The organism is Streptomyces sp. NPDC002867, from assembly GCF_053591895.1.
On sequence record NZ_JBSFUR010000006.1, the window covers coordinates 20,992 to 45,855 of the forward strand.

General features: G+C 72.6%; 23 protein-coding genes. 12 read left to right on the forward strand and 11 right to left on the reverse strand.

Translation table 11 applies throughout. The annotated features are described in order from the left end of the window. Positions 1 to 48: 48 nt before the first annotated feature. Genes ACWD0A_RS07615 through ACWD0A_RS07625 form a run of 3 tightly spaced genes read right to left on the reverse strand, consistent with a single transcriptional unit; the run spans position 49 to position 2,031 of the window. The gene (locus ACWD0A_RS07615; protein WP_451295595.1) at positions 49 to 192 is read right to left on the reverse strand and encodes a hypothetical protein; all 144 of its coding nucleotides are present in this window, start codon (positions 190 to 192) and stop codon (positions 49 to 51) included. Then, a complete protein-coding gene (locus ACWD0A_RS07620; protein ID WP_177150927.1) occupies positions 189 to 839 on the reverse strand; it encodes a response regulator transcription factor in 651 nt (216 codons plus the stop codon). The genes ACWD0A_RS07615 and ACWD0A_RS07620 overlap by 4 nt, the downstream gene beginning before the upstream one ends. A 4-nt stretch (positions 840 to 843) precedes the next feature. After that, positions 844 to 2,031 (reverse strand): sensor histidine kinase, encoded by a 1,188-nt coding sequence (locus tag ACWD0A_RS07625; protein ID WP_451295597.1) that lies wholly within the window; start codon positions 2,029 to 2,031, stop codon positions 844 to 846. A 109-nt stretch (positions 2,032 to 2,140) separates the two neighbouring features. On the opposite strand from ACWD0A_RS07625, the gene ACWD0A_RS07630 reads away from it, so the two are divergent. Further along, entirely contained in the window at positions 2,141 to 3,076 is a 936-nt protein-coding gene (locus ACWD0A_RS07630; RefSeq protein WP_451295599.1) for an ABC transporter ATP-binding protein, read from the forward strand. Between the two features lie 3 nt (positions 3,077 to 3,079). Beyond that, complete coding sequence (locus ACWD0A_RS07635; RefSeq protein WP_451295601.1) at positions 3,080 to 3,874, forward strand: ABC transporter permease; 795 nt, start codon at positions 3,080 to 3,082, stop codon at positions 3,872 to 3,874. Positions 3,875 to 3,886: 12 nt separating this feature from the next. Here the strand turns inward: ACWD0A_RS07635 and ACWD0A_RS07640 are convergent, their stop codons facing one another. Beyond that, positions 3,887 to 4,258 (reverse strand): hypothetical protein, encoded by a 372-nt coding sequence (locus ACWD0A_RS07640; protein WP_451295603.1) that lies wholly within the window; start codon positions 4,256 to 4,258, stop codon positions 3,887 to 3,889. Positions 4,259 to 4,303: 45 nt separating this feature from the next. Then, positions 4,304 to 4,813 carry a nuclear transport factor 2 family protein gene (locus tag ACWD0A_RS07645; protein ID WP_451295605.1) on the reverse strand — a complete coding sequence of 170 codons (510 nt, stop codon included), beginning with the start codon at positions 4,811 to 4,813 and terminating at the stop codon, positions 4,304 to 4,306. Positions 4,814 to 4,940: 127 nt separating this feature from the next. Here ACWD0A_RS07645 and ACWD0A_RS07650 point away from each other — a divergent pair, with 127 nt between their 5' ends. From ACWD0A_RS07650 to ACWD0A_RS07665, 4 genes are all read left to right on the forward strand, one after another. Continuing rightward, positions 4,941 to 8,837, forward strand: a complete 3,897-nt coding sequence (locus ACWD0A_RS07650) for an ABC transporter ATP-binding protein (protein ID WP_451295607.1) — start codon at positions 4,941 to 4,943, stop codon at positions 8,835 to 8,837. Between the two features lie 109 nt (positions 8,838 to 8,946). After that, the gene (locus tag ACWD0A_RS07655; RefSeq protein ID WP_451295609.1) at positions 8,947 to 10,254 is read left to right on the forward strand and encodes a hypothetical protein; all 1,308 of its coding nucleotides are present in this window, start codon (positions 8,947 to 8,949) and stop codon (positions 10,252 to 10,254) included. A 220-nt stretch (positions 10,255 to 10,474) separates the two neighbouring features. Continuing rightward, on the forward strand, positions 10,475 to 10,801 hold the full coding sequence (locus ACWD0A_RS07660) for a hypothetical protein (RefSeq protein WP_451295947.1): 327 nt from the start codon (positions 10,475 to 10,477) through the stop codon (positions 10,799 to 10,801). Positions 10,802 to 10,914: 113 nt separating this feature from the next. Then, positions 10,915 to 12,342, forward strand: coding sequence for a S28 family serine protease (locus tag ACWD0A_RS07665; protein ID WP_451295611.1), 1,428 nt, complete (start codon positions 10,915 to 10,917; stop codon positions 12,340 to 12,342). A gap of 58 nt (positions 12,343 to 12,400) precedes the next feature. Here ACWD0A_RS07665 and ACWD0A_RS07670 read toward each other — a convergent pair whose 3' ends face one another. Both ACWD0A_RS07670 and ACWD0A_RS07675 read right to left on the reverse strand, forming a co-directional pair. Beyond that, positions 12,401 to 14,218 carry a glycoside hydrolase family 3 protein gene (locus tag ACWD0A_RS07670; protein WP_451295613.1) on the reverse strand — a complete coding sequence of 606 codons (1,818 nt, stop codon included), beginning with the start codon at positions 14,216 to 14,218 and terminating at the stop codon, positions 12,401 to 12,403. 193 nt (positions 14,219 to 14,411) lie between these two features. Then, complete coding sequence (locus tag ACWD0A_RS07675) at positions 14,412 to 15,323, reverse strand: LysR family transcriptional regulator (protein WP_451295615.1); 912 nt, start codon at positions 15,321 to 15,323, stop codon at positions 14,412 to 14,414. Between the two features lie 106 nt (positions 15,324 to 15,429). On the opposite strand from ACWD0A_RS07675, the gene ACWD0A_RS07680 reads away from it, so the two are divergent. Genes ACWD0A_RS07680 through ACWD0A_RS07690 form a run of 3 tightly spaced genes read left to right on the forward strand, consistent with a single transcriptional unit; the run spans position 15,430 to position 17,723 of the window. Next, positions 15,430 to 16,350, forward strand: coding sequence for an EamA family transporter (locus ACWD0A_RS07680; RefSeq protein WP_451295949.1), 921 nt, complete (start codon positions 15,430 to 15,432; stop codon positions 16,348 to 16,350). Positions 16,351 to 16,393: 43 nt separating this feature from the next. Next, on the forward strand, positions 16,394 to 16,549 hold the full coding sequence (locus ACWD0A_RS07685; protein ID WP_451295617.1) for a hypothetical protein: 156 nt from the start codon (positions 16,394 to 16,396) through the stop codon (positions 16,547 to 16,549). A 1-nt stretch (position 16,550) separates the two neighbouring features. Continuing rightward, the gene (locus tag ACWD0A_RS07690) at positions 16,551 to 17,723 is read left to right on the forward strand and encodes a DUF1266 domain-containing protein (protein ID WP_451295619.1); all 1,173 of its coding nucleotides are present in this window, start codon (positions 16,551 to 16,553) and stop codon (positions 17,721 to 17,723) included. Here the strand turns inward: ACWD0A_RS07690 and ACWD0A_RS07695 are convergent. From ACWD0A_RS07695 to ACWD0A_RS07710, 4 genes are all read right to left on the reverse strand, one after another. After that, positions 17,704 to 18,315, reverse strand: a complete 612-nt coding sequence (locus tag ACWD0A_RS07695; protein WP_451295621.1) for a DUF6058 family natural product biosynthesis protein — start codon at positions 18,313 to 18,315, stop codon at positions 17,704 to 17,706. The two genes, ACWD0A_RS07690 and ACWD0A_RS07695, sit on opposite strands and share 20 nt — an antisense overlap. 85 nt (positions 18,316 to 18,400) lie before the next feature. Continuing rightward, complete coding sequence (locus tag ACWD0A_RS07700) at positions 18,401 to 19,177, reverse strand: sugar phosphate isomerase/epimerase family protein (RefSeq protein WP_451295623.1); 777 nt, start codon at positions 19,175 to 19,177, stop codon at positions 18,401 to 18,403. Then, positions 19,174 to 20,124 carry a bifunctional helix-turn-helix transcriptional regulator/GNAT family N-acetyltransferase gene (locus tag ACWD0A_RS07705; protein WP_451295625.1) on the reverse strand — a complete coding sequence of 317 codons (951 nt, stop codon included), beginning with the start codon at positions 20,122 to 20,124 and terminating at the stop codon, positions 19,174 to 19,176. The genes ACWD0A_RS07700 and ACWD0A_RS07705 overlap by 4 nt, the downstream gene beginning before the upstream one ends. Positions 20,125 to 20,407: 283 nt before the next feature. Then, complete coding sequence (locus ACWD0A_RS07710; protein ID WP_451295627.1) at positions 20,408 to 21,505, reverse strand: LacI family DNA-binding transcriptional regulator; 1,098 nt, start codon at positions 21,503 to 21,505, stop codon at positions 20,408 to 20,410. A gap of 138 nt (positions 21,506 to 21,643) precedes the next feature. Here ACWD0A_RS07710 and ACWD0A_RS07715 point away from each other — a divergent pair, with 138 nt between their 5' ends. Genes ACWD0A_RS07715 through ACWD0A_RS07725 form a run of 3 tightly spaced genes read left to right on the forward strand, consistent with a single transcriptional unit; the run spans position 21,644 to position 24,773 of the window. Further along, on the forward strand, positions 21,644 to 22,795 hold the full coding sequence (locus tag ACWD0A_RS07715; protein ID WP_451295629.1) for a Gfo/Idh/MocA family protein: 1,152 nt from the start codon (positions 21,644 to 21,646) through the stop codon (positions 22,793 to 22,795). Then, positions 22,792 to 23,946: a dihydrodipicolinate synthase family protein gene (locus ACWD0A_RS07720; protein ID WP_451295631.1), complete on the forward strand. Its 1,155-nt coding sequence runs from the start codon at positions 22,792 to 22,794 to the stop codon at positions 23,944 to 23,946. The genes ACWD0A_RS07715 and ACWD0A_RS07720 overlap by 4 nt, the downstream gene beginning before the upstream one ends. Next, positions 23,943 to 24,773 carry a sugar phosphate isomerase/epimerase family protein gene (locus tag ACWD0A_RS07725; protein WP_451295633.1) on the forward strand — a complete coding sequence of 277 codons (831 nt, stop codon included), beginning with the start codon at positions 23,943 to 23,945 and terminating at the stop codon, positions 24,771 to 24,773. Before ACWD0A_RS07720 ends, ACWD0A_RS07725 begins: the two co-directional genes overlap by 4 nt. The last annotated feature ends 91 nt before the right edge of the window (positions 24,774 to 24,864 follow it).

Here is a 24,864-nt window from a genome sequence, read left to right on the forward strand (position 1 = left end):
CCCGCCCTCCCCGGGCCGGCGGGGCCGGGCTCGTCTCCGGAGCGCCCGTCAGGTCGTGCCGGCGAACGAGTGGTGCTCGTGCGCCACCAGCCAGCGGCCCCGCTCCTCGCGGAGCCGACGGTGAGCCGCAGCCGGGTCTCGGGGACGCTCGGCGAGTTCGGACCCGGCCGCGAGCCGGATCTCATCGCTCACGCCGGTGTGACGAACCCCGACTCGTACGCCGCGATGACCGCCTGCGTCCGGTCCCTCGCCCCCAGTTTGGCCAGCACGGCGCTCACATGCGTCTTGACGGTCTCCGTGCCGACGACCAGCTGCGCGGCGATCTCCGCGTTGGACATGCCCCGTGCCATCAGCCGCAGCACCGCCGCCTCGCGGTCCGTCAGGGCGGCCCGCTCCATCGCCGAGCGTGCCGCCGTGGTCCCGTACTCGGCGGCCAGCGAGCGGACCGCCGCCGGGAAGAGCAGCGACTCGCCCTCCGCGACGAGCCGCACCGCGTGCACGATCTCGGCCGGGCGGGCCCGCTTGAGCAGGAAGCCGTCGGCGCCCGCGCGCAGCGCCTCGTACACGTACTCGTCGTTCTCGAACGTCGTGACCACCAGGATCTTGGGCGGGTCGTCGACGGTCCGCAGGACCGCGCGGGTCGCCTCGATGCCGTCGAGCAGCGGCATCCGGACGTCCATCGCCACGACGTCCGGCCGCAGTTGCCGTACCAGCGGGATGACGGCCGCCCCGTCCGCGGCCTCGCCGGCCACCTCGATGTCCGGCTGCGCCTCCAGCACGGCACGCAGGCCCGCCCGTACGAGTGGTTCGTCGTCGACAATCAGTACGGTGATCGGCACCCGCTCAGCGTAGGCCGTCCAGCGGCAGCCCCACCCGCACCCTCCACCGGCCCTCGTGCGGACCCGTCGTCGCCTCCCCGCCGAGCAGCGCCGCCCGCTCCCGGATGCCGCGCAGCCCACTGCCGCGGGAGCCCGTCGCGACAGGGGCGACGGGTCCGGCGAGCGCGCTCTGCACCTCCAGCTCGAGCCGGCCGTCCGCGACGGCTATCCGCACGCGCGTCGGCACCGGACCCGCGTGCCGCAGGACATTGGTCAGGGCCTCCTGGACGATGCGGTAGCCCTCCCGGGACACCGGCGCCGGCACCTGCGTCAGCGGGCCGGTCACCTCGGCGTCCACCTCGGCGCCGGACGCGCGCGCCGACTCCAGCAGCCGGTCGGCGTCGGCGAGCGTGGGGCGGCTGCCGACGGGCTGCCCGGACTCGCGCAGCACAAGCAGCACGCGTTCCAGGTCCTCCAGCGCACTGCGCCCGGTCTCCTCGATCGCGGACAGCGCGCGCTCGGTGAACTCCGCGTTCCCCGCCGCCCGTGCCGCACCCGCCTGCACCACCGCCACGGTCAGCGCGTGCCCGATCGAGTCGTGCAACTCGCGGGCGATGCGGTTGCGTTCGAGGAGTTGCTCAGTGCGCTCCTCCAGGGCGGCGAGACGTTCCGCCGCCGAGGGGCCCAGCAGCCGGCGGGCGAGGAAGGCGATCAGCTCGCCGAGCCCGACGACGCAGGCGAGGAGGAGAGCGATCGGTACGGGGACGAGCAGCGCGTACCACCAGTGCCCGTCGCCGGCCGGCAGGGGGACGAGTGAACCCGAGTCGGCGCTGCCGTCGCCCGCCTTCAGCGCGAGGTCGAACGAGAGCCCGAGCAGGTGGACCGTGGCCCGGCCGGTCAGCACCCCGAGGCCGAGCCGGAGTTCCAGCCACAGCACGGTCCGCCACCGGTCCGCCCAGGTCGTCGACGAGGACACGGCGATGCCCGAGGCGTCGTCCTTGTACCCGTACGGCGACAGCAGCAGCCTTGCCTGGAGGCCCTCGACCAGCCGCATCGCCGGAAGGAAACCCAGCAGCGCGAGCGCGATCACCGGCACGTAGAGGGCGTCCTCCGTGATGAAGAGCCACACGCCGATCACGAGGGTGCTGATGAGCAGATGCAGCCAGCGGGTGTAGGTGACCCGCCGGGTCAGCGGGCGGAGGAAGCGGAGCATTCCGCCATCGTGCCAGCGGCTCCGGGGTCCGAGGCTCCCCCGCACGGGGGAGAGGATCCCCACGGGCGAGGGAGGCCCGGGAACCCGCCGCCCGGCCAGGCTTGCTGCCATGACCAGCATCGACATCACAGACCTCACCAAGGAGTACGGCGGGCGGTTCGCGCTGGACCGCGTGACGTTCACTGTCCGGCCGGGCCGTGTCACCGGCTTCCTCGGGCCCAACGGCGCCGGGAAGTCGACCACCATGCGCCTGGTCCTCGGCCTGGACCGGCCCACCTCGGGAACGGCCACGATCGGCGGGCGTCCCTACGCGGCGCTCGACGAGCCGATGCGGCACGTCGGCGCACTGCTCGACGCGCAGGCCGCGCACGGGGCGCGGACCGCCCGCGACCATCTGCGCATCCTCGCCGCGGCGGGCCGCATTCCGGCGTCGCGGGTGGACGACGTCCTGGAGCGGACCGGGATCGCGTCCGTCGCCCGGCGCAGGATCCGGACGTTCTCCCTCGGCATGCGCCAACGGCTCGGGATCGCCGCGGCGCTGCTCGGCGACCCGGCGGTGATCGTGCTGGACGAACCGTCCAACGGCCTCGACCCCGAGGGCATCATCTGGATCCGCGAGCTGATGAGGGACATGGCCCGGGAGGGAAGGACCGTCCTCGTCTCGAGCCATCTGATGGGGGAGACGGCGTCGTTCGCGGACCATCTCGTCGTGCTGGGCCGGGGGCGGCTGCTGGCGGACACCGGGATGCGGGAGTTCGTCGACGCCTGGACCACCCCGCGGGTGCGGCTGCGCACGACGGACGGCGCGCGGCTGCGGGCCGTCCTCGCCGGCAGGGGGCTTGCCCCCGTCGAAGGGCAGGACGGCCGGTGGACCGTCGACGGCGCGCGGGTCGAGGACATCGGGCCGCTCGCCGCAAGGGAAGGCATCCCGATCCTCGAACTCGCCGCGGAGGAGCCCTCGTTGGAGGACGCGTACCTCGCGCTCACCGCCGACGAGGCCGAGTACACCGCCACCCGCCCCGCCCCGGCCGTACAGGAGGCATGAACCATGTCCGTCGTTCCCGCCCCGACCCCGACCACCCCGAGCGCCTCGGCCACCCTGTCCGTCCGGCCCGTCCTGCGCTCCGAGTGGCTGAAGATCCGCACCGTGCGCTCCCAGTGCCTCACGCTCGCCTCCGTGTTCGCGGCGACCGTGGGGTTCTCGGCCCTGGTGTGCGCGACGCTCAGCGCCGAAGAGCTGTCCGAGCCCGGGTTCGACCCCGTCCACTCGTCGTTCTTCGGTATCGACTTCGGCCAGATCGCGGCCATCTGCTTCGGCTCGATCGCCGTCGCGGGTGAGTACCGCGACGGCGGCATCCGCGTCTCGCTGGCCGCCGTTCCGCGCAGAGGAGTCTTCTGGGCGGGCAAGATCGCGGTGGTCGGACTGCTGTCGCTCGCGGTCGGCCTGGCCACGAGCGCGGCCTGCTTCGCGCTGGGCCAGATGCTCCTCGGCGACCACGGTGTGGGCATCGGCGCGGCCGGGGCGCTGCGGGCGGTCGTGGGGTGCGGGCTCTATCTGGCGCTGATCACCCTGTTCGCCGCCGGGCTCGCCGCCCTGCTGCGCAGTGCCCCTGCGGTCATGGGCATCCTCATCCCGTTCCTGCTGATGCTGTCGTTCGTCCTCGGTGACGTGTCGCAGGGCGGCAGCTGGGTCGACTTCCTGCCCGACAGGGCCGGGCAGCAGATCCTCCTCCAGGAGCCGGACGGCCCGCTGGGCCCCTGGACCGGTACCGGCGTCCTGGTGCTGTGGGTGGCGGCGGCCCTGTGGGCGGGCGGCCGGCGGCTGACGCGACGGGACGCGTGAGGCGCTCCCCGGTCACTCCAGCAGTGCGCCGTGAGCGGCCGTGTACGCGGCCATCCGCAGGCGGTACCCCTCCTCGAACCTGTCCGGCTCCCCGTCCTGGAGGAAGCCGGGCAGGTTGCCCTTGGGCGGCAGGCAGTCCGGTATGGCCCGGAACAGCTCGTCGGCCGCCGCGCCGTGCGCGGGTCCCCGGCCCCGGGCCCTCACCAGGTGCTCGCCCGCCTTGCGCAGCATGCCCGGCAGCCACTTCAGCGGGCTGGTCCGCACCTTGTCGTTCGGGCGCAGGTCCTCCAGCTTCCGGTGGGCGGCGCCGAGGGCCTCCAGCGCCCGAAGGGTCGCGTACAGCTGGCCGCAGAGATGACCACGGCTCGGCGGAGCGTCGGGCATGTCCCCTCCCTCGCAAGGGCCCGGGCGATGCCCGCCCGGGCGCCGTCAGTGACTACCCACGGCCGCGTCCGGCGAACCGGCGCCTGCCTGGGGGCCCAGTCCCTCCGGCAGGCGCGGAGGGGTCCCCCGCGTCCACACGACGCGCAGGGCCGTCGCCGAGATGCGCCAGCCGTCCGCCGTCCTGACCAGCTCCGTCTCCGAGAGGCCGGCGGAGACGAAGACGTCCTCCGACCCGTCCGCCAGGATGTGGGTGCTCAACTGCGGGCCGCGGGCCGTGGCCCGGTCGCCGTCGATCTCGATCACGGGGCTGCCGCCCAGGTGCACCGTCCGGTCGAACAGGGCCATGGCACGGCCGACCGTCGCCAGCACGGCGTCGCGTCCGTGGACCGTGCCCACGGGCATCTCGGCGGTGACGTCCTCGGTGTGGAAGGCGCGGGCCCACTCCTCGTCGAGGACGCCCTCGTCCAGGGAGCGGAGGTAGCGGGCGAGGAGGTCGGTGATCTCGGCCCGGTCGGTCAGCGCGCGCAGCTCGAGCCGCATCTGGGTGATGTCCATGACCGCGATCCTGGTACCTCAAGCATGATTGAGGTCAAGGGTGGCGCCGGCGCCCTTCATGGCGTGGGCGCGCCCGTCCCGCATCCGGGCGGTCCTAGGACCAGGGACGGGGATTTGTTGCGGAGGGATGAAATCCGTTCCGGTCCGCGTTGGTGCCTTCCGGAAGATCAGATCGTCGGGATCAGCGGGATCCGAGTGTGCGGACGGGGAGGCCCAGGTGGCTGCGGCGGCTCGAAAAGAGGACGGCTGGGCGCGGCGTCTGGCCGGTTACGCCTGGCGTTACCGGCGCAACGTGGTGCTCGCGCTCGGGTCCTCGCTCGGCGGCATGGCCGTCATGGCGCTCGTACCGCTCATCACCAAGGTTGTCATCGATGACGTCATCGGGGCCAAAACCCGCTCGCTCGCCGTGTGGACCGGTCTGCTGATCGCCGCGGCCGTCGCGGTGTACGTCCTCACCTACATCCGCCGCTACTACGGCGGCCGGCTCGCGCTCGACGTCCAGCACGACCTGCGCACCGATATGTACGGCACGATCACCCGGCTCGACGGGCGGCGCCAGGACGAGCTGTCGACCGGCCAGGTCGTCGGACGGGCGACCAGCGACCTCCAGCTCATCCAGGGCCTGCTCTTCATGCTGCCGATGACCATCGGCAACTTCCTGCTGTTCGCGATCTCCCTGGCCATCATGGCGTGGCTGTCCCTGCCGCTCACCCTGATCGCCCTCGCCGTCGCCCCCGCCCTGTGGATCATCGCCAAGCGCAGCCGTACCCGGCTCCATCCGGCCACCTGGTACGCGCAGAGCCAGGCCGGGGCCGTCGCCGGAGTCGTCGACGGGGCGGTGTCGGGCGTGCGGGTCGTGAAGGGGTTCGGGCAGGAGGACCAGGAGACCGGGAAGCTGCGCGAGGCGAGCCGGAAGCTGTTCGCGGGCAGGCTGCGGACGATCCGGCTCAACGCGCGGTACACGCCCGCCCTGCAGGCCGTCCCGGCGCTCGGCCAGGTGGCCATGCTCGCGGTCGGCGGGTGGCTGGCGACGAAGGGCGAGATCACGCTCGGCACGTTCGTCGCCTTCTCGACGTACCTCGCGCAGCTCGTCGGACCGGTCCGGATGCTGGCCATGGTGCTCACCGTCGGTCAGCAGGCACGGGCCGGTGTGGAGCGGGTGCTGGAGCTCATCGACACCCGGCCGTCCCTGAGCGAGGGCACGAAGGAGCTGCCGGCGGACGCCGAGGCGAGCGTCGAGTTCGACGACGTGAGCTTCGCGTACGCGGACGGCAGGCCGGTCCTGGACGGCTTCTCGCTGGAGATCCGGCCCGGCGAGACCGTCGCGGTCGTCGGGGCGTCCGGCAGCGGCAAGTCCACCGTCTCGCTCCTGCTGCCGCGCTTCTACGACGTCACCCGCGGCGCCGTCCTCGTCGGCGGCCACGACGTGCGCGAGCTGACCCTCGACTCGCTGCGGGCCGCCATCGGAATCGTGCCCGAGGACAGCTTCCTGTTCTCCGACACCGTCCGCGCGAACATCGCGTACGGGAAGCCGGACGCGACGCAGGACGAGATCGACCGGGCCGCCCGCGCCGCCCAGGCCGACCGGTTCATCGCCGAGCTGCCCGACGGCTACGACACCAAGGTCGGCGAGCACGGACTGACCCTCTCGGGCGGCCAGCGCCAGCGCATCGCGCTGGCCCGCGCGATCCTCACCGACCCGCGCCTGCTCCTCCTGGACGACGCCACCTCGGCCGTCGACGCCCGCGTGGAGCACGAGATCCACGAAGCGCTGCGGCAGGTCATGGCGGGCCGGACGACCCTGCTCATCGCCCACCGCCGCTCCACTCTGGGCCTCGCCGACCGGATCGCCGTCCTGGACGGCGGCCGGCTCGCCGACATCGGCACGCACGAGGAGCTCCAGGAGCGCTCCGCGCTCTACCGCCGGCTGCTGACCGACCCGGACGAGCTCGGAGGCGTCTCGCCCGGCCACGTGCTCCCGCAGCCCGCGCCCGATCCGGACGAGGACCGCACCGTGCGGGACGAACTGGACGCGGAGTTCGACGCCGAGCGCGGCATCACCCGCCGGCTGTGGGTGCGCGACGAACGAGCCGACGAGGCCAGGGAGGCCAAGGAGGACGCGAGTGCCACTCCCGAACTGCTCGCCCAGGTCGAGGCGCTTCCCCCGGCCACGGACACGCCCGACATCGACGAGGCACGGGCCGTAGGGGCCGAACCGGCCGGCGCCCGCGCGGGGGAGGGCGGCCGGCTCCGATCGCTCCTGCGCGGCTTCGGCCTGCCCCTGCTGGTCAGCCTGCTGCTCGTCGCCGTCGACGCGGGCATGGGCCTGCTGCTGCCCGTGCTGATCCGGCACGGCATCGACGAGGGCGTCGAACAGGTCGCGCTCGGAGCGGTGTGGACGGCGTCCCTCCTCGCGCTCGGCACCGTCGTCGTCCAGTGGGCCGCCCAGACCGGCGAGATCCGCAAGACGGGACGCACCGGCGAGCGGGTCCTGTACGCCCTGCGCCTGAAGATCTTCGCCCAGCTCCAGCGGCTCGGCCTCGACTACTACGAGCGGGAGCTGACCGGCCGGATCATGACCCGGATGACGACGGACGTGGACGCCCTGTCCACGTTCCTGCAGACGGGCCTTGTCACCGCGTTCGTCTCGGTGGTCACCTTCTTCGGCATCATGGTCGCGCTCGTCGTCATCGACGTGCAGCTGGCGCTCGTCGTGTTCGCCACCCTGCCGGTCCTGATCGTCGGCACGTACTTCTTCCGCAGGAAGAGCGTGAAGGCCTACGAGCTGGCCCGTGAGCGCATCAGCGTCGTCAACGCCGATCTCCAGGAGTCCGTCTCCGGGCTGCGGATCGTGCAGGCGTTCCGGCGCGAGCGCGACGGCGTGGCCGACTTCACGGCGCGCAGCGACAGCTACCGCGAGGCCCGTGTCCGCGGCCAGTGGCTGATCTCCGTCTACTTCCCCTTCGTCCAGCTGCTGTCGTCGGTGGCGGCCGCGGCCGTGCTGATCGTCGGCGCGGGGCGGGTGGAGGCCGGGACCCTCACCACGGGTGCGCTCGTCGCCTACCTCCTGTACATCGACCTCTTCTTCGCGCCCGTACAGCAGCTCTCGCAGGTCTTCGACGGCTACCAGCAGGCCTCCGTGTCGCTGGGCCGGGTGCAGGAGCTGCTGCGGGAGCCGACATCGACGGCCACCGCGGAACGGCCGCGCGAGGTGCGCAAGCTGCGCGGCGACATCGCCTTCGAGAACGTGTCGTTCGCCTACGGTTCCGGCGGCGACGAGGAGGAGGCGCTGACCGGCATCGACCTGCGCATCCCGGCCGGGCAGACCGTCGCGTTCGTCGGAGAGACCGGTGCGGGCAAGTCCACGCTGGTCAAGCTCGTGGCCCGGTTCTACGACCCGACCGACGGCCGTATCTCGGTCACTCTCGACGACTCCTCCCACGACGACCAGGGCGAGGGCCCCGGGGAAGGCCACGACCTGCGCGAGCTGGACCTGACCGCCTACCGGCACCGGCTCGGCGTCGTCCCCCAGGAGGCGTACCTCTTCTCCGGCACGGTCCGCGACGCCATCGCCTACGGCCGGCCCGGCGCGAGCGACGCCGAAGTGGAGGCCGCGGCCAGGGCCGTCGGCGCGCACGACATGATCGCCACCCTCGACGGCGGCTACCTGCACGAGGTCTCCGAGCGCGGGCGCAATCTCTCGGCCGGACAGCGCCAGCTGATCGCCCTCGCCCGCGCCGAACTGGTCGACCCCGACGTGCTGCTGCTCGACGAGGCGACCGCCGCCCTGGACCTGGCGACCGAGGCACAGGTCAACCAGGCCACGGACCGGCTGACCGGCCGCCGCACCACGCTGGTGGTCGCGCACCGGCTCACCACCGCGGCCCGTGCGGACCGGGTCGTGGTGATGGACCACGGGCGGATCGCCGAGGACGGCACGCACGACGAACTCCTCGCCCGCGACGGCCACTACGCCGCCCTGTGGCGCACCTTCATAGGGGAGGACGAGCCCGCGACCGTGTGAGGGGAGGTGCGGGGCACGTACAACCTTTCGGTGCGGGCGGTTGTCTTGCGTACCGAACGCGTTCAACGGCGCGTTCTCGTCCGTTCACCGTCTTGTGCGGAGGGACTCCATGCCCACATCTCGTGCCCGCCGCCGTGCCGTCCTCGGCGCGGCGAGCGCCGTCGCCCTGATCGCCCTCGGTTCCGTGCCCGCCGCCGCGGAGGACGGCAAGGGACTCGTCCTGGGGCCGATCGCGCCCGTCGAGGGGGTGAAGCCGGGCAGCGGCTTCGAGCTGCCGGTCACCTTCCGGAACGAGGGCACCGAAGCACTGGACAAGGTCTGGCTCACGTACGCCGTCACCCAGGGCCTCGCCCACACCGAGCTGCCCTCCAACTGCGTGCGCTACGACATTCCTTCGGCCGACGAGTCGCCGCGTAACTCCATGGCGCAGTGCGAGTACGTGCAGCCGATCGAGGCGGGTGCGGTGTACGCGCCCGAGAAGCCGCTCGCGCTGAACGCCCAGGGCTGGGCGCTGCACGACGTGGTGCACGTGTCCGTCGGGCGCTACGGCGAGGGGCCCGGCGACAGCGGCGCCCAGCCCGTGCAGGGCACGGGACCGGCGCAGAAACTCGTCGAGCAGACGTCCGACGGGGCCGGCTTCTCGCAGCGCTTGGTCACCGTGCCGGTGAACGCGGACAGCACGGCCGACTTCCAGGTGACGGGTGCGCGGCTGAAGGCCCGCGCGGGTGACACGGCCCCCGCCGAGCTGTCGTTCCGCAATGCCGGGCCCGGCTGGGTGCTGGGTGAGGCGGGCATCCCCGCGCACGAGGTCACCGTCACCCTCCCCGCCGGCACGAAGGCCGCGAGGGTCGCCGACCTCTGCAAGGCCACCGACGATCCGCGCCGCTTCACCTGCGGCAGCTGGAACCACTGGGTGGAGGTGGACCGCGTCGAGCGGCTCACCTTCCAGCTGAAGGTCGAGAAGCTGGTGCCCGGAGCCAAGGGCACGGTGGCGCTCACCGGCGGACCGCGGCCGTTCGACAAGAACGCGGCGAACGACACGGCCGAGATCGTCGTCGAGGCGGCGGACGGGACGTCGGGCGGCGGATCGGCCACCGGCGGATCGGCCACCGGCGGATCGGCCACGGGCGGCTCCGGCGGCAGCGGCGGCTCCGAGTCGGGCGGCGGCTCCGCGACGGGCGGCTCCGGCGGCGCGGGCGGTTCCGCCTCGTCGACGGGCGGCAGCACCGGATCGGCCTCGGCGGGCGGTTCCTCCTCATCGACGGGCGGCAGCACCGGATCGGCCACGACCGGCGGCAACCTGGCCTCCACCGGCTCCGGTTCGGCCCTGCCGGTCGCGGCCGGCGCGGCAGCGGCTGTGGTCGCGGGCGCCGGCGTCGTCGTCGCGATGCGCCGCCGCGCGGCCCGCACGCAGTAGCCCGCGCGAGACCCGACGCGGAGGTCCGCGCGGTTGCCCGACCCGGCCAACCGCGCGGGGCCCGACGCGGCGCATCGCAACCAATCCCGCCGTGTGTGCGTCGTACGCGTGTACGGAGCAGTGGCAGTGGGGAGCGGACGTGGTCGATCGGGTGGGGAACGGGAACAAGCACGCGCGGCGAGCGGCCCGGGCGCTCGCCGTGCTGACGGCCGCGTCCGCCATGGCGCTGGCGGGCCCAGGCCTCCAGAGCGCCCAGGCGGCGGCGCCGTGCGCCGGACGCCTGGTGAAGTCCCTCTCCTTCGCCACCGGGGAGCTGAGGGTCTATCAGAACAGGCAGCAGGTCTGCGCCGTCACCCTCGCCAGGAACCCGGGTGCCAGGCGGCCCATGTCCGTCTCCCTCCAGGTGCGCGGCGACCGTGCGGAGACGGACAGCGGGAGCTTCAGGCGCCAGGCCGGACCGGTCACCGTGCCGGCGCGCGGCCGCTGCGTGAAGGCCACCGGTTCGGTCTCCGGCACCTCCCGCTCGACCGGCTGGATCCTGTGCTGAGCGCTCCTCCGCCAGCCACGCCATGGCCAACTGGGGGTGGTGGGACGGGGGTTGGCACCGCTAAGTTCACCGCGACCGTTTGATCTCAAGGGGAGATCTTCAGGGGAGGGTGAATGCGCAAGGCGTTCAGATGGCTGCTGTCGCTGGTGGTGCTCATAGGCACCGTGAGCGCGGCCGGAGCGACGGCCGGTGCGGCGACCGCCGCCGAGCCGACGGCCGGCACGGACATCAAGGACCGGATCCTGGCGATTCCGGGCATGAGTCTCATCGAGGAGAAGCCGTACCCGGGTTACCGGTTCTTCGTCCTCAACTACACACAGCCGGTCGACCACCGGCGCCCGGACAAGGGCACCTTCAAGCAGCGGATCACCCTGCTGCACAAGGACACCAACCGCCCCACCGTCTTCTTCACCTCCGGCTACAACGTGTCCACCACGCCGCGCCGGAGTGAGCCGACGACCATCATCGACGGCAACCAGGTCTCCCTGGAGTACCGTTTCTTCACGCCGTCACGGCCCGCTCCCGCGGACTGGTCCACGCTGGACATCTGGCAGGCCGCCAGCGACCAGCACCGGGTCTTCGCCGAGCTGAAGAAGATCTACACCAAGAAGTGGCTGTCCACCGGCGGCTCCAAGGGCGGCATGACCGCCACGTACTACGAGCGCCACTACCCGCGCGACATGGACGGTGTCGTCGCCTACGTCGCGCCCAACGACGTCGTCAACAACGAGGACAGCGCCTACGACCGCTTCTTCGAGAACGTCGGCACCAAGGAGTGCCGCGACAGGCTGAACGCGGTGCAGCGCGAGGCCCTCGTGCGCCGTGAGCCGCTGGAGGCCGTGTTCGAGAAGTACGCGGCGGACAACAAGCTCACGTTCGAGACCGTCGGCGGCCTGGACCGTGCCTTCGAGGCCGTCGTCCTCGACTACGTGTGGGCGTTCTGGCAGTACAGCCTGCTCGCGGACTGCGACTCGATCCCGGCCGCGGCCACCGCCACGGACCAGGAGATCTGGGACAGCATCGACGCGATCTCGGGCTTCTCCGCCTACGCGGACCAGGGTCTTTCGACCTACACCCCGTACTACTACCAGGCGGGCACCGAGCTGGGCTCCCCCGACATCGAGCAGCCGCACCTCGACGGTCTGAGCCGCTACGGCTACCAGCCGCCGCGGAACTTCGTGCCGCGTGACATCCCGATGCGGTTCAAGCCGTGGGTCATGAAGAACGTCGACACCTGGGTGCGCCACAACGCCACCCGGATGATGTTCGTCAACGGCCAGAACGACCCGTGGAGCGCCGAACCGTTCCGTCTCGGTGCGGGCGCGCGCGACAGCTACGTCTACACCGCGCCGGGCGCCAACCACGGCGCCAGTGTCGCCCGTCTCGCCGCTGACGAGAAGGCGAAGGCCACCGCCACGATCCTGACCTGGGCGGGCGTCGCCTCGGCCGCCGTCCAGGAGGACCCGACGAAGGCCAGGCCGCTCGCGAAGGCGGACGCCAAGCTCGACAAGCGGGACACGGAGCGCACGCTGCGTCCGTGACCCCCGGGCGACAGGAGGGGCTGTGTCCGCGGTACGGCGGACACAGCCCCTTCGTGCGTCAGCTGTACGACAGCCCGTGGCCGATCGGGAACAGCACCCGTGACGGGTCGTCGGCGCGCTGCACCGGGACCGGCAGCCGGCCCTGCGGTTCGGCCGCGCCCGCGACGACCCGGGCGGCGGCGCGGAGTTCGACGTCGGTCCACGAGTAGCTCGTGAGCGCCGCCTTCACCCCGCTGAGCCGGGCGATGTCGTACGGATTGCGGATCGCGAGCGCGACGACCGGCACCCCCGTGGCGACCAGCCGGTCCACCAGCGTGCGCTGCGAACTGGTCGCCGAGACGTTGTAGGTGCCCACGACGACGACGTCCTTGCCCTGGGCGGCGGCCACCGCCTCGGCGATCTTGGCGCTGCTGGGTGCGGTGCCCGTGGACAGGGCGCTCGCCCTGAAGCCCAGCTCGGTGAAGGCGTTCGCCAGCACGGTCGTCGGCGGGCCCGTCGTGCCGCTGGGGGACGCCGGGTCGGCGCCGACGACCAGCAGGTTGGGCCTGCTGCGGCGGCTGAGCGGCAGCAGCCCGTCCGGGTTGGTCAGCAGGGTGGTGGTGCCCTCGGCGATCCGGTCGGCGGCCGCCAGGTGCGGGGCCGTGCCGACGGCGAGGTCCACGCCCCGGTGGGTGACGAACGGGTCGCGGAACAGCCCGAGCTTCTCCTTGAGCAGCAGAATCCGCAGGATCGATTCCTCGATGCGGGCGACGCTGAGCTCGCCGCTCCTGACCGCGCCCATCACGCCGTGCCAGGCGACCGCCAGATCCGGCGGATTGAGGAGCTGGTCCACGCCCGCGAGCAGTGCGAGCACCGGCACCCGGTGGTCGCCGTACTTGTCCCGCACGCCCTGCATGTTGAGCGCGTCCGTCACGACGACGCCGTCGTAGCCGAGCTCCTCGCGCAGGATGCCGGTGAGGATCGGGCGGGAGAGCGTGGCCGGGTCGTTGCTCGGGTCCAGCGCGGGGAACTGGATGTGTGCCGTCATGATCGAGTCGATCCCGGCGTCGATCGCCGCCCGGAAGGGCGGTGCGTCGATCCGCTCCCACTCCTCACGGGTGTGGGTGATGACCGGGATGCCGGTGTGGCTGTCCACGGTGGTGTCCCCGTGGCCCGGGAAGTGCTTGGCCGTCGCGGCGATGCCCGCTGCCTGATAGCCCGTCACCTGTGCGGCGGCCATCCGGGCGACGGCGGCCGGATCGGCGCCGAAGGACCGTACGCCGATGACCGGGTTGGCCGGGTTCACGTTCACGTCGGCGTCGGGCGCGTAGTTCTGCACGATGCCCATGGCGGCGAGCTCGGTCCCGGCGATGTGCGCGGCGGTACGGGCCGCCGACCGCGAGCCGCCGGCCCCCAGCGCCATCGCGCCCGGCATCAGCGTGGCCGGCTTGCCGACGCGGGCGACGATCCCGTGCTCCTGGTCGGTGGAGATCAGCAGCGGCACGGGCGTGGGCTGGGCGAGCCCGGCCCGCTGGATCCCGTTCGACAGGTCCGCGATCTGGTGCGGGTCACGGGTGTTGTGCGCCCAGACGAAGTAGATGATGCCGCCGACGTGGTACCGGGCGACGAGCTCGGCGGCCGTGCGGACACCGATCTCCTTGAGGTTCGCGTCGATGTCGGCCTGGTCGGGCGCGGTGGCGGAGTGCCCGTAGACGCGCATCACGAAGAGCTGGCCGACCTTCTCCTCCAGGCTCATCCGGGAGATGAGGCGCTTGAGGCGGTCTCGGGTGCCGGCGGCGGCGGGCGACGCGACGGCGGGCGACGCCACCGCCACCGTCCCGGCGGCGACCGCGGTCGCGGTGAGAAGGGTGCGTCTGGAGAGGTTCCGGTCGTGCACTGGTGCTCCTTCCGGCCTTGCTCGACAAGGGAGTTGCACAAGGGGGGTTGAAGGAAACTTCCAAGGTGCCACGGATATCCGGAAAGTAACTGCCAGGTCAAGGCCCCGCGCAGAACCGGCACGAATGGCGCCTCCGGCCGCGGCTGCACCGCCGACGGCGGATCGCCGGGCTGCCGCCGTCCGGGCCGGCTCCTCACCCCTGGGCGGCGACCTGCGGCCACAGCCGCTGCAACGTGCGGACCGTCTCCCTGATCGCGGGCCGCCTCGCCGCCCCCGCACGCCACAGCGCGCACAGCCGGCGTCTCGGCACCGGTTCCAGCCGTACGGCCGCCACCTCAGGCGGAAGCGGCCCGCGGCCGAGCCGTGGCACCAGTGCGATGCCGAGCCCGGAGGCCACCAGGGCGACCTGGGTGTGGTTCTCCTCTGCCTGATGGGCGATCAACGGCTCATGGCCCGCTGCCCGCAGGGTGCGCATCAGCCAGTCGTGGCAGACGGTGCCGGGCGGCTGGGTGATCCACCGTTCGTCCACGAGATCCGCACGGCGTACGGACTCTTCGGCGGCCAGCGGATGGCCCGTCGGGACGAGCACGTCGCACAGGTCGTCACCGATCAGGGCCTGCTCCACACCGGGCGGGGCCGGCATCGGGGCGATGTCCCAGTCGTGCGCCACGGCCAGGTCGATGGCGCCGCGGGCGACGAGGTCGACCGACACGTGCGGATCGAGCTCCTGCAGCCGCGCGTCCAGGGCGGGGTGGCGGCGGGCGAGATCGGCGAGCGCGAGGGGCATCAGGCCCCGCGCCGCGCTGGCGAAACAAGCGACGGCGAGCCGCCCGGACGGCACGCCGCGCTGCTCCTCGAGGCGCACCTCGGCCTCCTCGACGAGGGACAGCAACTGCTCTGCCGTCGCCGCGAGTTGCTGTGCCTCGTCGGTCAGCCGCACTCCGCGGCCCTGCCGTTCCAGCAGCGTCGTACGGGTCTCCCGCTCCAGTTTGGCGATCTGCTGGGAGACCGCCGACGGCGTGTAGCCGAGCGCTGCGGCGGCAGCGCCGACCGTGCCGTGGACAGAGACGGCGTGCAGGGCGCGCAGTCGGCCGAGATCGAGCACGGCGCCTCCTCTCGTAAGCAGCGCTTCATCCAACCATGAAGAAATCCGTGCTGGTCCTGCACGGTCCCCGGCGGCGATGCTCGATGCCATGCCTCCCGCTCGGGTCATGCCGCCCGCCCACATCGCCCTCGCCGCCCTGGTCGCCGCCGTCTGGGGCGTCAACTTCGTCGTCATCGAGATCGGCCTCGACCACTTCCCGCCGCTCCTCTTCTCCGCGCTGCGCTTCCTCGCGGCGGCCCTGCCCGCGGTCTTCTTCGTCGGCCGGCCCAAGGTCGCCTGGAAGTGGATCATCGGCGTGGGACTGGTGCTGGGCGTGGCCAAGTTCGGCCTGCTCTTCACGGGCATGGACCAGGGGGCGCCGGCCGGTCTGTCGTCGCTGATCCTGCAGGTGCAGGCGGTCTTCACCGCCCTGTTCGCCTTCGTGGCCCTCGGTGAACGGCCGGGCCCCGTACGGACGGTCGGCATGGCCGTCGCTCTCGGCGGCATCGCGGTCGCGGCGGTCGACGAAGGCGCGTCGGGCCCGCTGCTGGGCTTCCTGCTCTGCATCGCCGCGGCCGCCTGCTGGGGCGTCTCCAACGTCATGACCCGCAAGGCGGCCCCGCCCGACGCCCTGAACTTCATGGTGTGGGTGAGCCTCGTCCCGATCCTCCCGCTGCTCGGGCTCTCCCTGCTCATGGAAGGCGTGGACCGCGACATGGCGGCCCTCCGCTCCCTGGACTGGACCGGCGCCGGCGTCGTGATCTACGTCGCCTGGATCACCACGATCTTCGGCTTCGGCGCCTGGGGCCACCTGATGCGCCATCACCCGGCCTCCTCGGTCGCGCCGTTCTCCTTGCTGGTACCGGTGTTCGGCATGTCGTCGGCGGCCCTGTTCCTCGACGAGTCGGTCAGCCCGTTGCGCTGGTGCGCGGCGGCGCTGCTCGTGGGCGGTGTGGCCCTGACGTCGCTGTCCGGCGGCCGCAAGGCTGTGCGGTCGAGCCGGCAGGGGGAGGCGGAGCCGGATCCGGTCGCGGCCGGCCGGACCTGAGGTTCTAAGGTGTCCTCCGGCTGACCAACCGGGGGAGTACATCGTGTCCATGCCGCCGCCCCACCATCAGGGCTTCGTCCAGCAGGGCCCCACCGCCCAGCACCATTACCAGGCGCACACGGGCGAGGAGTACCTGATGCGCGTCGAGGACGCGCCGGACGCGGTGGCCATGTGCCTCCGGCCCCTGAGGAACCGGTGACATGGTGACGGGAGGCACGTCGGCGGGCGGCTGGCTGGCACCGACGGACGTCGAACGCAGGCTGTACGAGGCGAAGATGCGGGGCGACTGGGCCGCGTTCTTCGACGTGCTCGCCGGGACGTATCTCTACTGGCCCGTGTCCCGTGCCGAGGCCGAGGCGGGCAGGACGCCGCACGCCCCGTTCCGCAGCCCGGTGACCGGCACCTGGTGCTTCGCCTACTACACCGAGGGCGTCCTCCCGGTACCGCAGCCCGACCCCGTGTTCGAACCCCGGCCCTTCTCGTACGTGGTGCGCACCTGGGGCAACGACAACCGCTGGCTCGCCATCAACCCCGGCACACCGGGCGAGGCGTACTTCCCCGCGAACCCGCAGACGCTCCACCTGTGGCGGCAGCACGCGGAGCGCATTTCGCCCGCCGAATGCGGCACGCTCCGCACCCTGCGGGTCGGCGGGCCGCTCCAGGGGGCGGTTGCTCACGGACTGGGCTGCGGAGCCCTCTTCGCGGTGAAGAACGGCGAACTGTGGAATGCCTTGGCCTTCCACGGCGCCGGCTTCGTCGACGAGCGGAACTCGCTCGAGAAGTGGTGGGGGGTGAAGAGCCCCGAAGACTGGCGGAAGACCCTGCACTCTCTCCTGAACGCGGAGTACGTCAGCCGCGTCTGGGAGTTCGCCCTGTCCGTCCGCCAGTCCCTCGCGCGGCAGTACGGTGGGACGGTCGACACCTCCCTGTGGCGGGAAGCCGCGGCCCACGTCATGCGCCGCAACGCGGAACCCGAGACGGTGCCCGAGTCGGCCCTCAACGGTGTGCAGCAGCTGATCGGCCGCATCACCCGCTACGAGGCCCGCTTCCGCGCGGACGGCCTGCTGCCGGAGGGCCGTCATGTCCGTTCCGTCCTCGCCTGGGACTACGGCCGGGCGGTCAGCATGGCCCGGTGGGGAGTGGCCGCCCGCTTCGGCGACGTGGCGGAGGCGGAAGCCGCGGTCCTGCGCGCCGGCCAGGCCGCCCAGGTCGCGTACCGCTCCTGGGAGGACTTCGGCGCCGGGTTCGTGCTGGGGAGGTGTCTCCACTTCGACGAGGAGGAGTTCGGCCCCTGGTACAGGGAGGTCGCGGAGAGCTGCAAGGTGCTCACCTCCGACCCGGAGAGCCCCTGGCTCACGCTCCCGTGGCGATAGCCGACCCGGGACGCGGGTAACGCGCCCGCATCGCGTCGATGCACACGTCACGCGAGGTGGGGCCGCCGAAGCGGAGGCGGTCGTAACCCGTGAACGCCGGCTCCAGCGCGTCCAGTTCGTCGATGAGCGCGTGCAGCCGGGCCGTCCACCCGGCCGAGCCCGCGTCCGGCGCGGACGGGGCCGCCGTGATGGCCGCCGTCAGACGCTCCTTGCGCCGGATCGTGGCCGGGCTCACCTCGTGCAGGCACACGTACTGCCCGCTCAGGTACGCCTCCCACTCCCGCCGTCCCGTCGCCCCGTCCGCCCAGTGCGCCGTGAACCACGCCTCCAGCCGCTCCGGTCCGCCGGCCCGCTCCGTCAGAGCGAACAGGTCCCGGGGGACCATCTGCGCGCCGTCGGAGCGCAGGTAGCCGGGCAGCGGCAGCAGTCCCGCCAGCATCGTCAGGCGTACGGCTCCGGGATCGCGGGCCTCGGTCGCGCACAGCTCGTCCAGTACGGCGAACTGCGCGGTGACATACGCGTCGTCCGCGGGTGTCATCGGATGGTCGCCGTTGATCCGCCGGAATCGGTCGGCTACTTCCTGCTCGAACATGGGACCTCGTTCCTCGGTGGGACGCCGTCCCCCACATGCTGGGCGCTCATCCCTTCGGCCCCGGCCGAACCGTCCTCGCGCCCCCTCAGATCAGTCCCTGCAGATGCTCCCGGCCCGCCACGAGCAGCCCCGGCAGCTCGGCCGCTCCCTCGTACCAGCGCTTCTCGTACTCCCAGCACACCCAGCCGTCCGGGTCGGCCAAGGACAGGCACTCGGCGAGCGGAAGCAGACCGGCGCCGAGCGGGAGCGGGGTGAGGTCGCCGCGCGAGGCCACGTCCTTGACCTGGAGGTAGCCGAGGAACGGGCTCAGGCCGGCGTGCGTCGTCCGGGGATCCTCGCCGCCGAGCCACGGGTGCATCACGTCCCACAGCGCGCCCGCGTGCTTGTGGCCGACGGTGCCGAGGACGCGCGAGACATCGGCGCCCGTGCGGTGCGAGTCGTGCGTCTCCAGCAGGATCCGCACCCCCGCGCTCGCCGCGGTTTCCGCGGCCGCGCCCAGCCGCCGCGCCGCGATCGCGTCGGCCTCCGACGGGTCCTGGTCGCCGCCGCCCGGGAACACCCGGACGAACGCGGCCCCCAGGTCGCCGGCCAGGCGGACCAACTGGTCCAGCTCCTGCAGGACGGGACCGTCGTCACCCGCCGCCGCGACCCGCGCGTACCCGGCGACGGTCAGGATCTCGACACCCGCTTGCCCGAACTCCTTCACCACCGCCTGCCGTTCGGGCGTGGTGAGGCCCAGGTGCACCGGCTCCTCGGGGTGCGTGCGCAGCTCCACGCCCTGGTATCCGGTCGCGGCGGCGAGCGCGGCCACGTCCGCGACGGGCATGCCGGGAACGCCGAGGGTCGAGAAAGCGAACTTCATGGGGTCTGTCCTTCCTGCAGGGGCGGTTCGCGCAGGGGCAGCCGCCAGTCCTGGCCGACCAGCTCCGCCCCGTACGAGCGATGCGGTTTCTCCGCGACGAGCGTGAAGCCCGCCCGCTGATATATCCGGCGGGCGCTGTGCAGCACGTCGTTCGTCCACAACACCATGTCCCGATACCCGGCCCCCCGCGCGAAATCCACGGCCGTGCGCACGAGCCGGTCGCCCAGGCCGTGCCCGCGGGCCTCCGGCTCGACGAGCAGCAGGCGCAGCCGCGCGGTGGACGGGGCGTCGTCCCGTACACACATCACGGAACCCACCGGACGGCCGTACAGCTCCGCTATCCACACCCGCTCCCGGCTCGGGTCGTGGCCCTGCGCGAAGTCGGCGACGATCTTCGCGACGAGGCCCTCGAACTCGGTGTTCCACCCGTACTCCGCCGCGTACAGCGCGCCGTGACGCTGCACGATCCAGCCGAGATCACCGGGGCCGGGGTCGCGCAGCACGGGCTCCGGGCCGCCGTCGGGCCGGGTGTCGGACAGCACCTCGCGGACCGTGCGCATCGCCATGGCGAGCCGCTTGCGCTCCGGCTCCGGCACCCCGTCCAGCAGCGTCCCGACGGCCCGGCGCGACCGCTCGTCCAGCAGGGCCGCGGCCTCCCGCCCGCGCGGGGTGAGCGTGATCCGCTGCCGCCGCGGATCGGCCTCGGACGGCGCCCGCTCGACGAGCTCGTCCCGCTCGAACTTGCCGAGCAGCCGGCTCAGATATCCCGCGTCGAGCGACAGCTCCGCCCGCAGGTCGGCGGCGTCGGTGCGAGGGCTGTGGGCGAGCTCGTAGAGCACGCGGGACTCGGTGAGGGTGTACGGCGTGTAGAGGTGCTTGCCGTAGTCGAGGGCGCCGATGAGGTTCGTGTAGAAGCGGTTGAAGGCGCGGATTTCGTGGACGGACATGGCGGCCTCCAGAGGCATACCTTTGACTGAGTCAAAGCTATGCCCGCGCCGTGACCGGCAGCAAGAGCCTGCGGGTGGTGTGGACGGGGCGCGCGAGTCACGGGGCGGCTTGCGCCCGCCGCCCGTGCGCGCCCCCCATGTCGCCGCTCCGGACGTGCGGGCTTCCCCCGGCGCCCCCGACTCCGCCCCGGCTCACCCCGGTCCGCGCCTCACCCCGCAGCCGCAGACCCACCCGCCGCCCGCCCGAGTCCCCGGCCGGGGTGGACCGTCGACGCGCCCGCCGTCAGCCCTCGTCCGCCGTCCGCCCCAGGCCCGCACCCGGGCGGGCCGTCGACGCGCGCACCATCAGCTCCGCCGCGATCGTCGCGATGCCTCCCGGCGGCGGCGCCTCGATCCCCATCGCCAGCCGCCCCGCGCGCGCCCCCGCCTCGAACAGCGGCAGTCGCACCGTCGTCAGCGCCGGCACCGCGTCGATCGAGAACGGCAGGTCGTCGAAGCCCGCCACCGAGATGTCGTCCGGGATGCGCACCCCCTGGTCGCGCAGCGCCGCGCAGGCGCCCAGCGCCACCGTGTCGTTCGCGGCCACCACGGCCGTCAACGCGGGCTCCCGCCGCAGCAGTTCGAGCGTGGCCTCGTATCCCGAGCGCCGGTCGTACGGTCCGTGCACCGTCAGCCGGTCCTGTTCGGCCTCCCCGCCGGCCAGCCCCGCCGCGGCCATCGCCGCACGGTGCCCCTCCAGCCGGTGCCGGGTCGTCGTGCGCTCCACGGGCCCGGCGACGTATCCGATCCGCCGGTGCCCGAGCGAGATCAGGTGCTCGGTGAGGCGCCGCCCGCCGCCCCGATTGTCGAAGGCGAGGGCCGCGAGGACCGCGTCGCTCCCGGGCAGAGGGGGCCGCCCGCAGAGCACCACGCGCGTCCCCGCGTCCGCCAGCTTCGTCAGCTTGGCGCTCATCGCCGCGATGTGCTCCGGGTCCTCGACCGCCCCGCCGGTCAGGATCACCGCCGCGGCCCGCTGGCGCTGGAGGAGGGTCAGGTAGGTCAGTTCACGCTCCGGGGAGCCGCCGGTGTTGCACACCACGGCCAGCTTCTCGCCGCCGGCCCGCCCCGAGCCCTCCTGTCCGCCGATCTCGGTCTGGGCCGCCCCGGCCATGATCCCGAAGAAGGGGTCGGCGATGTCGTTGACGAGGATGCCGACCAGGTCGGACGTCGCCGCGGCGAGCGAGCTCGCCGGGCCGTTCAGCACGTAGTCCAGTTCGTCGACCGCACGCAGGACCCGTTCCCGGGTCGACGCCGCGACCGGGTAGTTGCCGTTCAACACGCGGGAGACGGTCGCCGGGGACACCCGGGCGCGCGCCGCCACATCCGCCAGGGTGACTGTCATCGCTTCCTCCGCAGGAGATGAACCGGCCCCCCTTGTCCGGGCCGCTGTCGGCAGGCTAGCTTCATACCGTGTAGAAAGCGCTTGCTACGCTCATATCGGGGATCTCGGGAAACCCGAGCGGAACGTGGAGGTACCTTCGTGACACGCAGGACAGTGCGGATCGCCATGAACGGCGTCACCGGACGGATGGGCTACCGCCAGCACCTGGTCCGGTCCCTCCTCGCGATCCGCGAACAGGGCGGTCTCGACCTCGGCGACGGCGAGGTCCTGTGGCCCGAGCCCGTCCTCGTCGGCCGCCGCGAGCACGCGCTGCGCGCCATCGCCGACCGGCACGGACTGACGGAGATCTCCACCGACCTCGACGCCGTACTCGCCGACGACACGATCGACGTCTACTTCGACGCCCAGGTCACCTCGGCCCGGGTGGAGGCGCTCAAGAAGGCCGTCGCCGCCGGCAAGCACCTCTACACGGAGAAGCCCACCGCCACCGACCTCGCGGGCGCCCTCGAACTGGCACGTCTCGCCGCCGCCGCGGGCATCAAGCACGGCGTGGTCCAGGACAAGATCTTCCTGCCGGGCCTGCTGAAGCTGAAGCGCCTGGTCGACGGCGGCTTCTTCGGCGAGATCCTGTCCGTGCGCGGCGAGTTCGGCTACTGGGTCTTCGAGGGCGACTGGCAGGAGGCGCAGCGCCCGAGCTGGAACTACCGCGCCGAGGACGGCGGGGGCATCGTCGTCGACATGTTCCCGCACTGGGAGTACGTCCTGCACGAGCTGTTCGGCCGGGTCACCTCCGTCACCGCGCAGGTCGCCACACACATTCCGCGGCGCTGGGACGAGGACGGCAAGCCGTACGAGGCGACCGCCGACGACGCCGCGTACGGCATCTTCGGGCTGGAGGGCGGCGCGATCGCCCAGATCAACTCCTCCTGGGCGGTCCGCGTCAACCGGGACGAGCTGGTCGAGTTCCAGGTCGACGGCACCCACGGATCGGCGGTCGCGGGCCTGCGCAACTGCCGCGTCCAGCACCGTTCCGCCACGCCGAAGCCGGTGTGGAACCCTGACCTGCCCGTCACCGAGTCCTTCCGCGACCAGTGGCAGGAGATCCCGGACAACACCGAGTTCGACAACGGCTTCAAGGCCCAGTGGGAGCTGTTCCTGCGCCATGTCGCGCTGGACGAGCCGTACCACTGGGACCTGCTGGCCGGCGCGCGGGGCGTGCAGCTCGCCGAGCTCGGACTGCGCTCGTCCGCGGAGGGCCGCCGCATCAGCGTTCCGGAGCTCGCGCTGTGACGATCCGGCTCCCGCACCCCGACGGCACGCTCCGCGCGTACGAACCCCGTACGGAGCCGCTGACCTTCACCACGGGTGCGCCTCTCACCTCCCGTACGGTCTTCTCCGCCGCCCATGTGGTGGCCGACCCGTACGCCGACACCACCCCCGACGCTCCCGCCGCCCTCGACTGGGACGCCACCCTCGCCTTCCGCCGCCACCTGTGGTCGCACGGTCTGGGCGTCGCGGAGGCGATGGACACCGCGCAGCGCGGGATGGGCCTGGACTGGTCGGGCGCGGCCGAGCTCATCCGCCGCTCGGCGGCCGAGGCGAAGGCGGTCGGCGGCACGATCGCGTGCGGGGTGGGCACGGACCAGCTGACCGGGCCCGCGACGCTCGACGAGGTCCGCGCGGCGTACGAGGAACAGCTCGCCCTCGTCGAGTCCACCGGCGCACAGGCGATCCTGATGGCCTCCCGCGCGCTGGCCGCCGCGGCCCGGTCGGCCGACGACTACGTCACCGTCTACACGGACCTGCTGCGCCAGGCGTCGGAGCCGGTGATCCTGCACTGGCTGGGCCCCATGTTCGACCCGGCCCTGGAGGGCTACTGGGGGTCTTTGGACCTGGACGCGGCCACGTCGGTCTTCCTCGACGTGATCGCCGCCCACCCGGACAAGGTCGACGGCATCAAGGTCTCCCTGCTGGACGCCCGGCGCGAGGTCGACCTGCGCCGCCGCCTGCCGCAGGGCGTGCGCTGCTACACGGGCGACGACTTCCACTACCCGGAACTGATCGCAGGCGACGAACAGGGCTTCAGTCACGCGCTGCTCGGCATCTTGGACCCGCTGGGCCCGCTGGCGGCGGAAGCGGTGCGGGTGCTTGACACGGGCGACACCGCGGGCTTCCGCAAACTCCTCGACCCCACGGTCGAGCTGTCCCGCCACCTCTTCCAGGCGCCGACGCGCTTCTACAAGACAGGTGTGGTGTTCCTCGCCTGGCTGGCCGGCCACCAGACGCACTTCTCGATGGTGGGCGGTCTGCAGTCCGCGCGCTCTCTGCCGCACCTCGCACGGGCGTACGAACTGGCCGACGGCCTCGGCCTGTTCCCCGACCCTGCGACGGCCGAGTCCCGCATGAAGTCCCTGCTGACGGTCTACGGAGTCCCGCGGTGAACGCCCTCTCGCGCTTCAGCATCAACCAGATGACGGTGAAGCAGCTGTCGCTGCCGTCGCTCGTCGAGGCCTGCGCCCGCCTGGGCGTGCCGGCCGTCGGCCTGTGGCGTGAACCGGTCGCGGCGTACGGCCTGCAGGCGACGGCGAAGCTGGTACGCGACGCGGGCCTGACGGTCACGTCTCTGTGCCGCGGCGGCTTCCTCACCGCTCCGGACCCGGCCGAACGCACTCGCGCCCTGGACGACAACCGCGCGGCGATCGACGAGGCGGCCGCCCTGGGCACGGACACCCTGGTCCTGGTCTCGGGCGGCCTCCCGCCGGGCAGTCGCGACCTGGTCGCGGCGCGCGAACGGATCGCGGACGCGCTCTCGGCGCTGGCGCCCTACGCCGGCGAACGCGGCGTCCGCCTGGCGATCGAGCCGCTCCACCCGATGTACGCGGCGGACCGCTGCGTGGTCTCGACCCTGACCCAGGCCCTGGACCTCGCGGAACGCTTCCCGGCAACGCAGGTGGGCGTGGTGGTGGACACGTACCACATCTGGTGGGACGACCGGGCCCCCGCCGAGGTCGCCCGCGCGGGCGCACAGGGCCGCATCCACTCCTTCCAACTGGCGGACTGGACGACCCCCCTTCCGGCGGGCGTCCTCAACGGCCGTGGCCAACTGGGCGACGGCGCGATCGACATGCGCGAGTGGCGCGAGCGCGTGGAGGCGACGGGCTGGACGGGCAGCATCGAGGTCGAGCTGTTCAACGACGGGTTGTGGGCGCGGGACGGGGTGGAGGTACTGGAGGAGACGGTGGCGAGGTTCGCGGGGGAGGTGTTCTGAGCGCCGGGCTGCGGGGGAAACCCCGCGGCCGGGCACGTGGTCGGCGGGTGCCGGCCGGCGAACAGGGTGTCGAGCGGCGCCGTGGCGTCAA

Bases quoted from the DNA above. Each gene is read 5' to 3' on its own strand.
- ACWD0A_RS07695 (WP_451295621.1), bottom strand. From the start codon at position 18,315: ATGTTCGAGCAGGAAGTAGCCGACCGATTCCGGCGGATCAACGGCGAC.
- ACWD0A_RS07660 (WP_451295947.1), top strand. From the start codon at position 10,475: ATGGCGCTGGCGGGCCCAGGCCTCCAGAGCGCCCAGGCGGCGGCGCCG.
- ACWD0A_RS07645 (WP_451295605.1), bottom strand. From the start codon at position 4,813: ATGGACATCACCCAGATGCGGCTCGAGCTGCGCGCGCTGACCGACCGG.
- ACWD0A_RS07680 (WP_451295949.1), top strand. From the start codon at position 15,430: ATGCCGCCCGCCCACATCGCCCTCGCCGCCCTGGTCGCCGCCGTCTGG.
- ACWD0A_RS07690 (WP_451295619.1), top strand. From the start codon at position 16,551: ATGGTGACGGGAGGCACGTCGGCGGGCGGCTGGCTGGCACCGACGGAC.
- ACWD0A_RS07705 (WP_451295625.1), bottom strand. From the start codon at position 20,124: ATGTCCGTCCACGAAATCCGCGCCTTCAACCGCTTCTACACGAACCTC.
- ACWD0A_RS07625 (WP_451295597.1), bottom strand. From the start codon at position 2,031: ATGCTCCGCTTCCTCCGCCCGCTGACCCGGCGGGTCACCTACACCCGC.
- ACWD0A_RS07650 (WP_451295607.1), top strand. From the start codon at position 4,941: ATGAAATCCGTTCCGGTCCGCGTTGGTGCCTTCCGGAAGATCAGATCG.
- ACWD0A_RS07710 (WP_451295627.1), bottom strand. From the start codon at position 21,505: ATGACAGTCACCCTGGCGGATGTGGCGGCGCGCGCCCGGGTGTCCCCG.
- ACWD0A_RS07655 (WP_451295609.1), top strand. From the start codon at position 8,947: ATGCCCACATCTCGTGCCCGCCGCCGTGCCGTCCTCGGCGCGGCGAGC.
- ACWD0A_RS07665 (WP_451295611.1), top strand. From the start codon at position 10,915: ATGCGCAAGGCGTTCAGATGGCTGCTGTCGCTGGTGGTGCTCATAGGC.
- ACWD0A_RS07635 (WP_451295601.1), top strand. From the start codon at position 3,080: ATGTCCGTCGTTCCCGCCCCGACCCCGACCACCCCGAGCGCCTCGGCC.
- ACWD0A_RS07630 (WP_451295599.1), top strand. From the start codon at position 2,141: ATGACCAGCATCGACATCACAGACCTCACCAAGGAGTACGGCGGGCGG.
- ACWD0A_RS07640 (WP_451295603.1), bottom strand. From the start codon at position 4,258: ATGCCCGACGCTCCGCCGAGCCGTGGTCATCTCTGCGGCCAGCTGTAC.
- ACWD0A_RS07700 (WP_451295623.1), bottom strand. From the start codon at position 19,177: ATGAAGTTCGCTTTCTCGACCCTCGGCGTTCCCGGCATGCCCGTCGCG.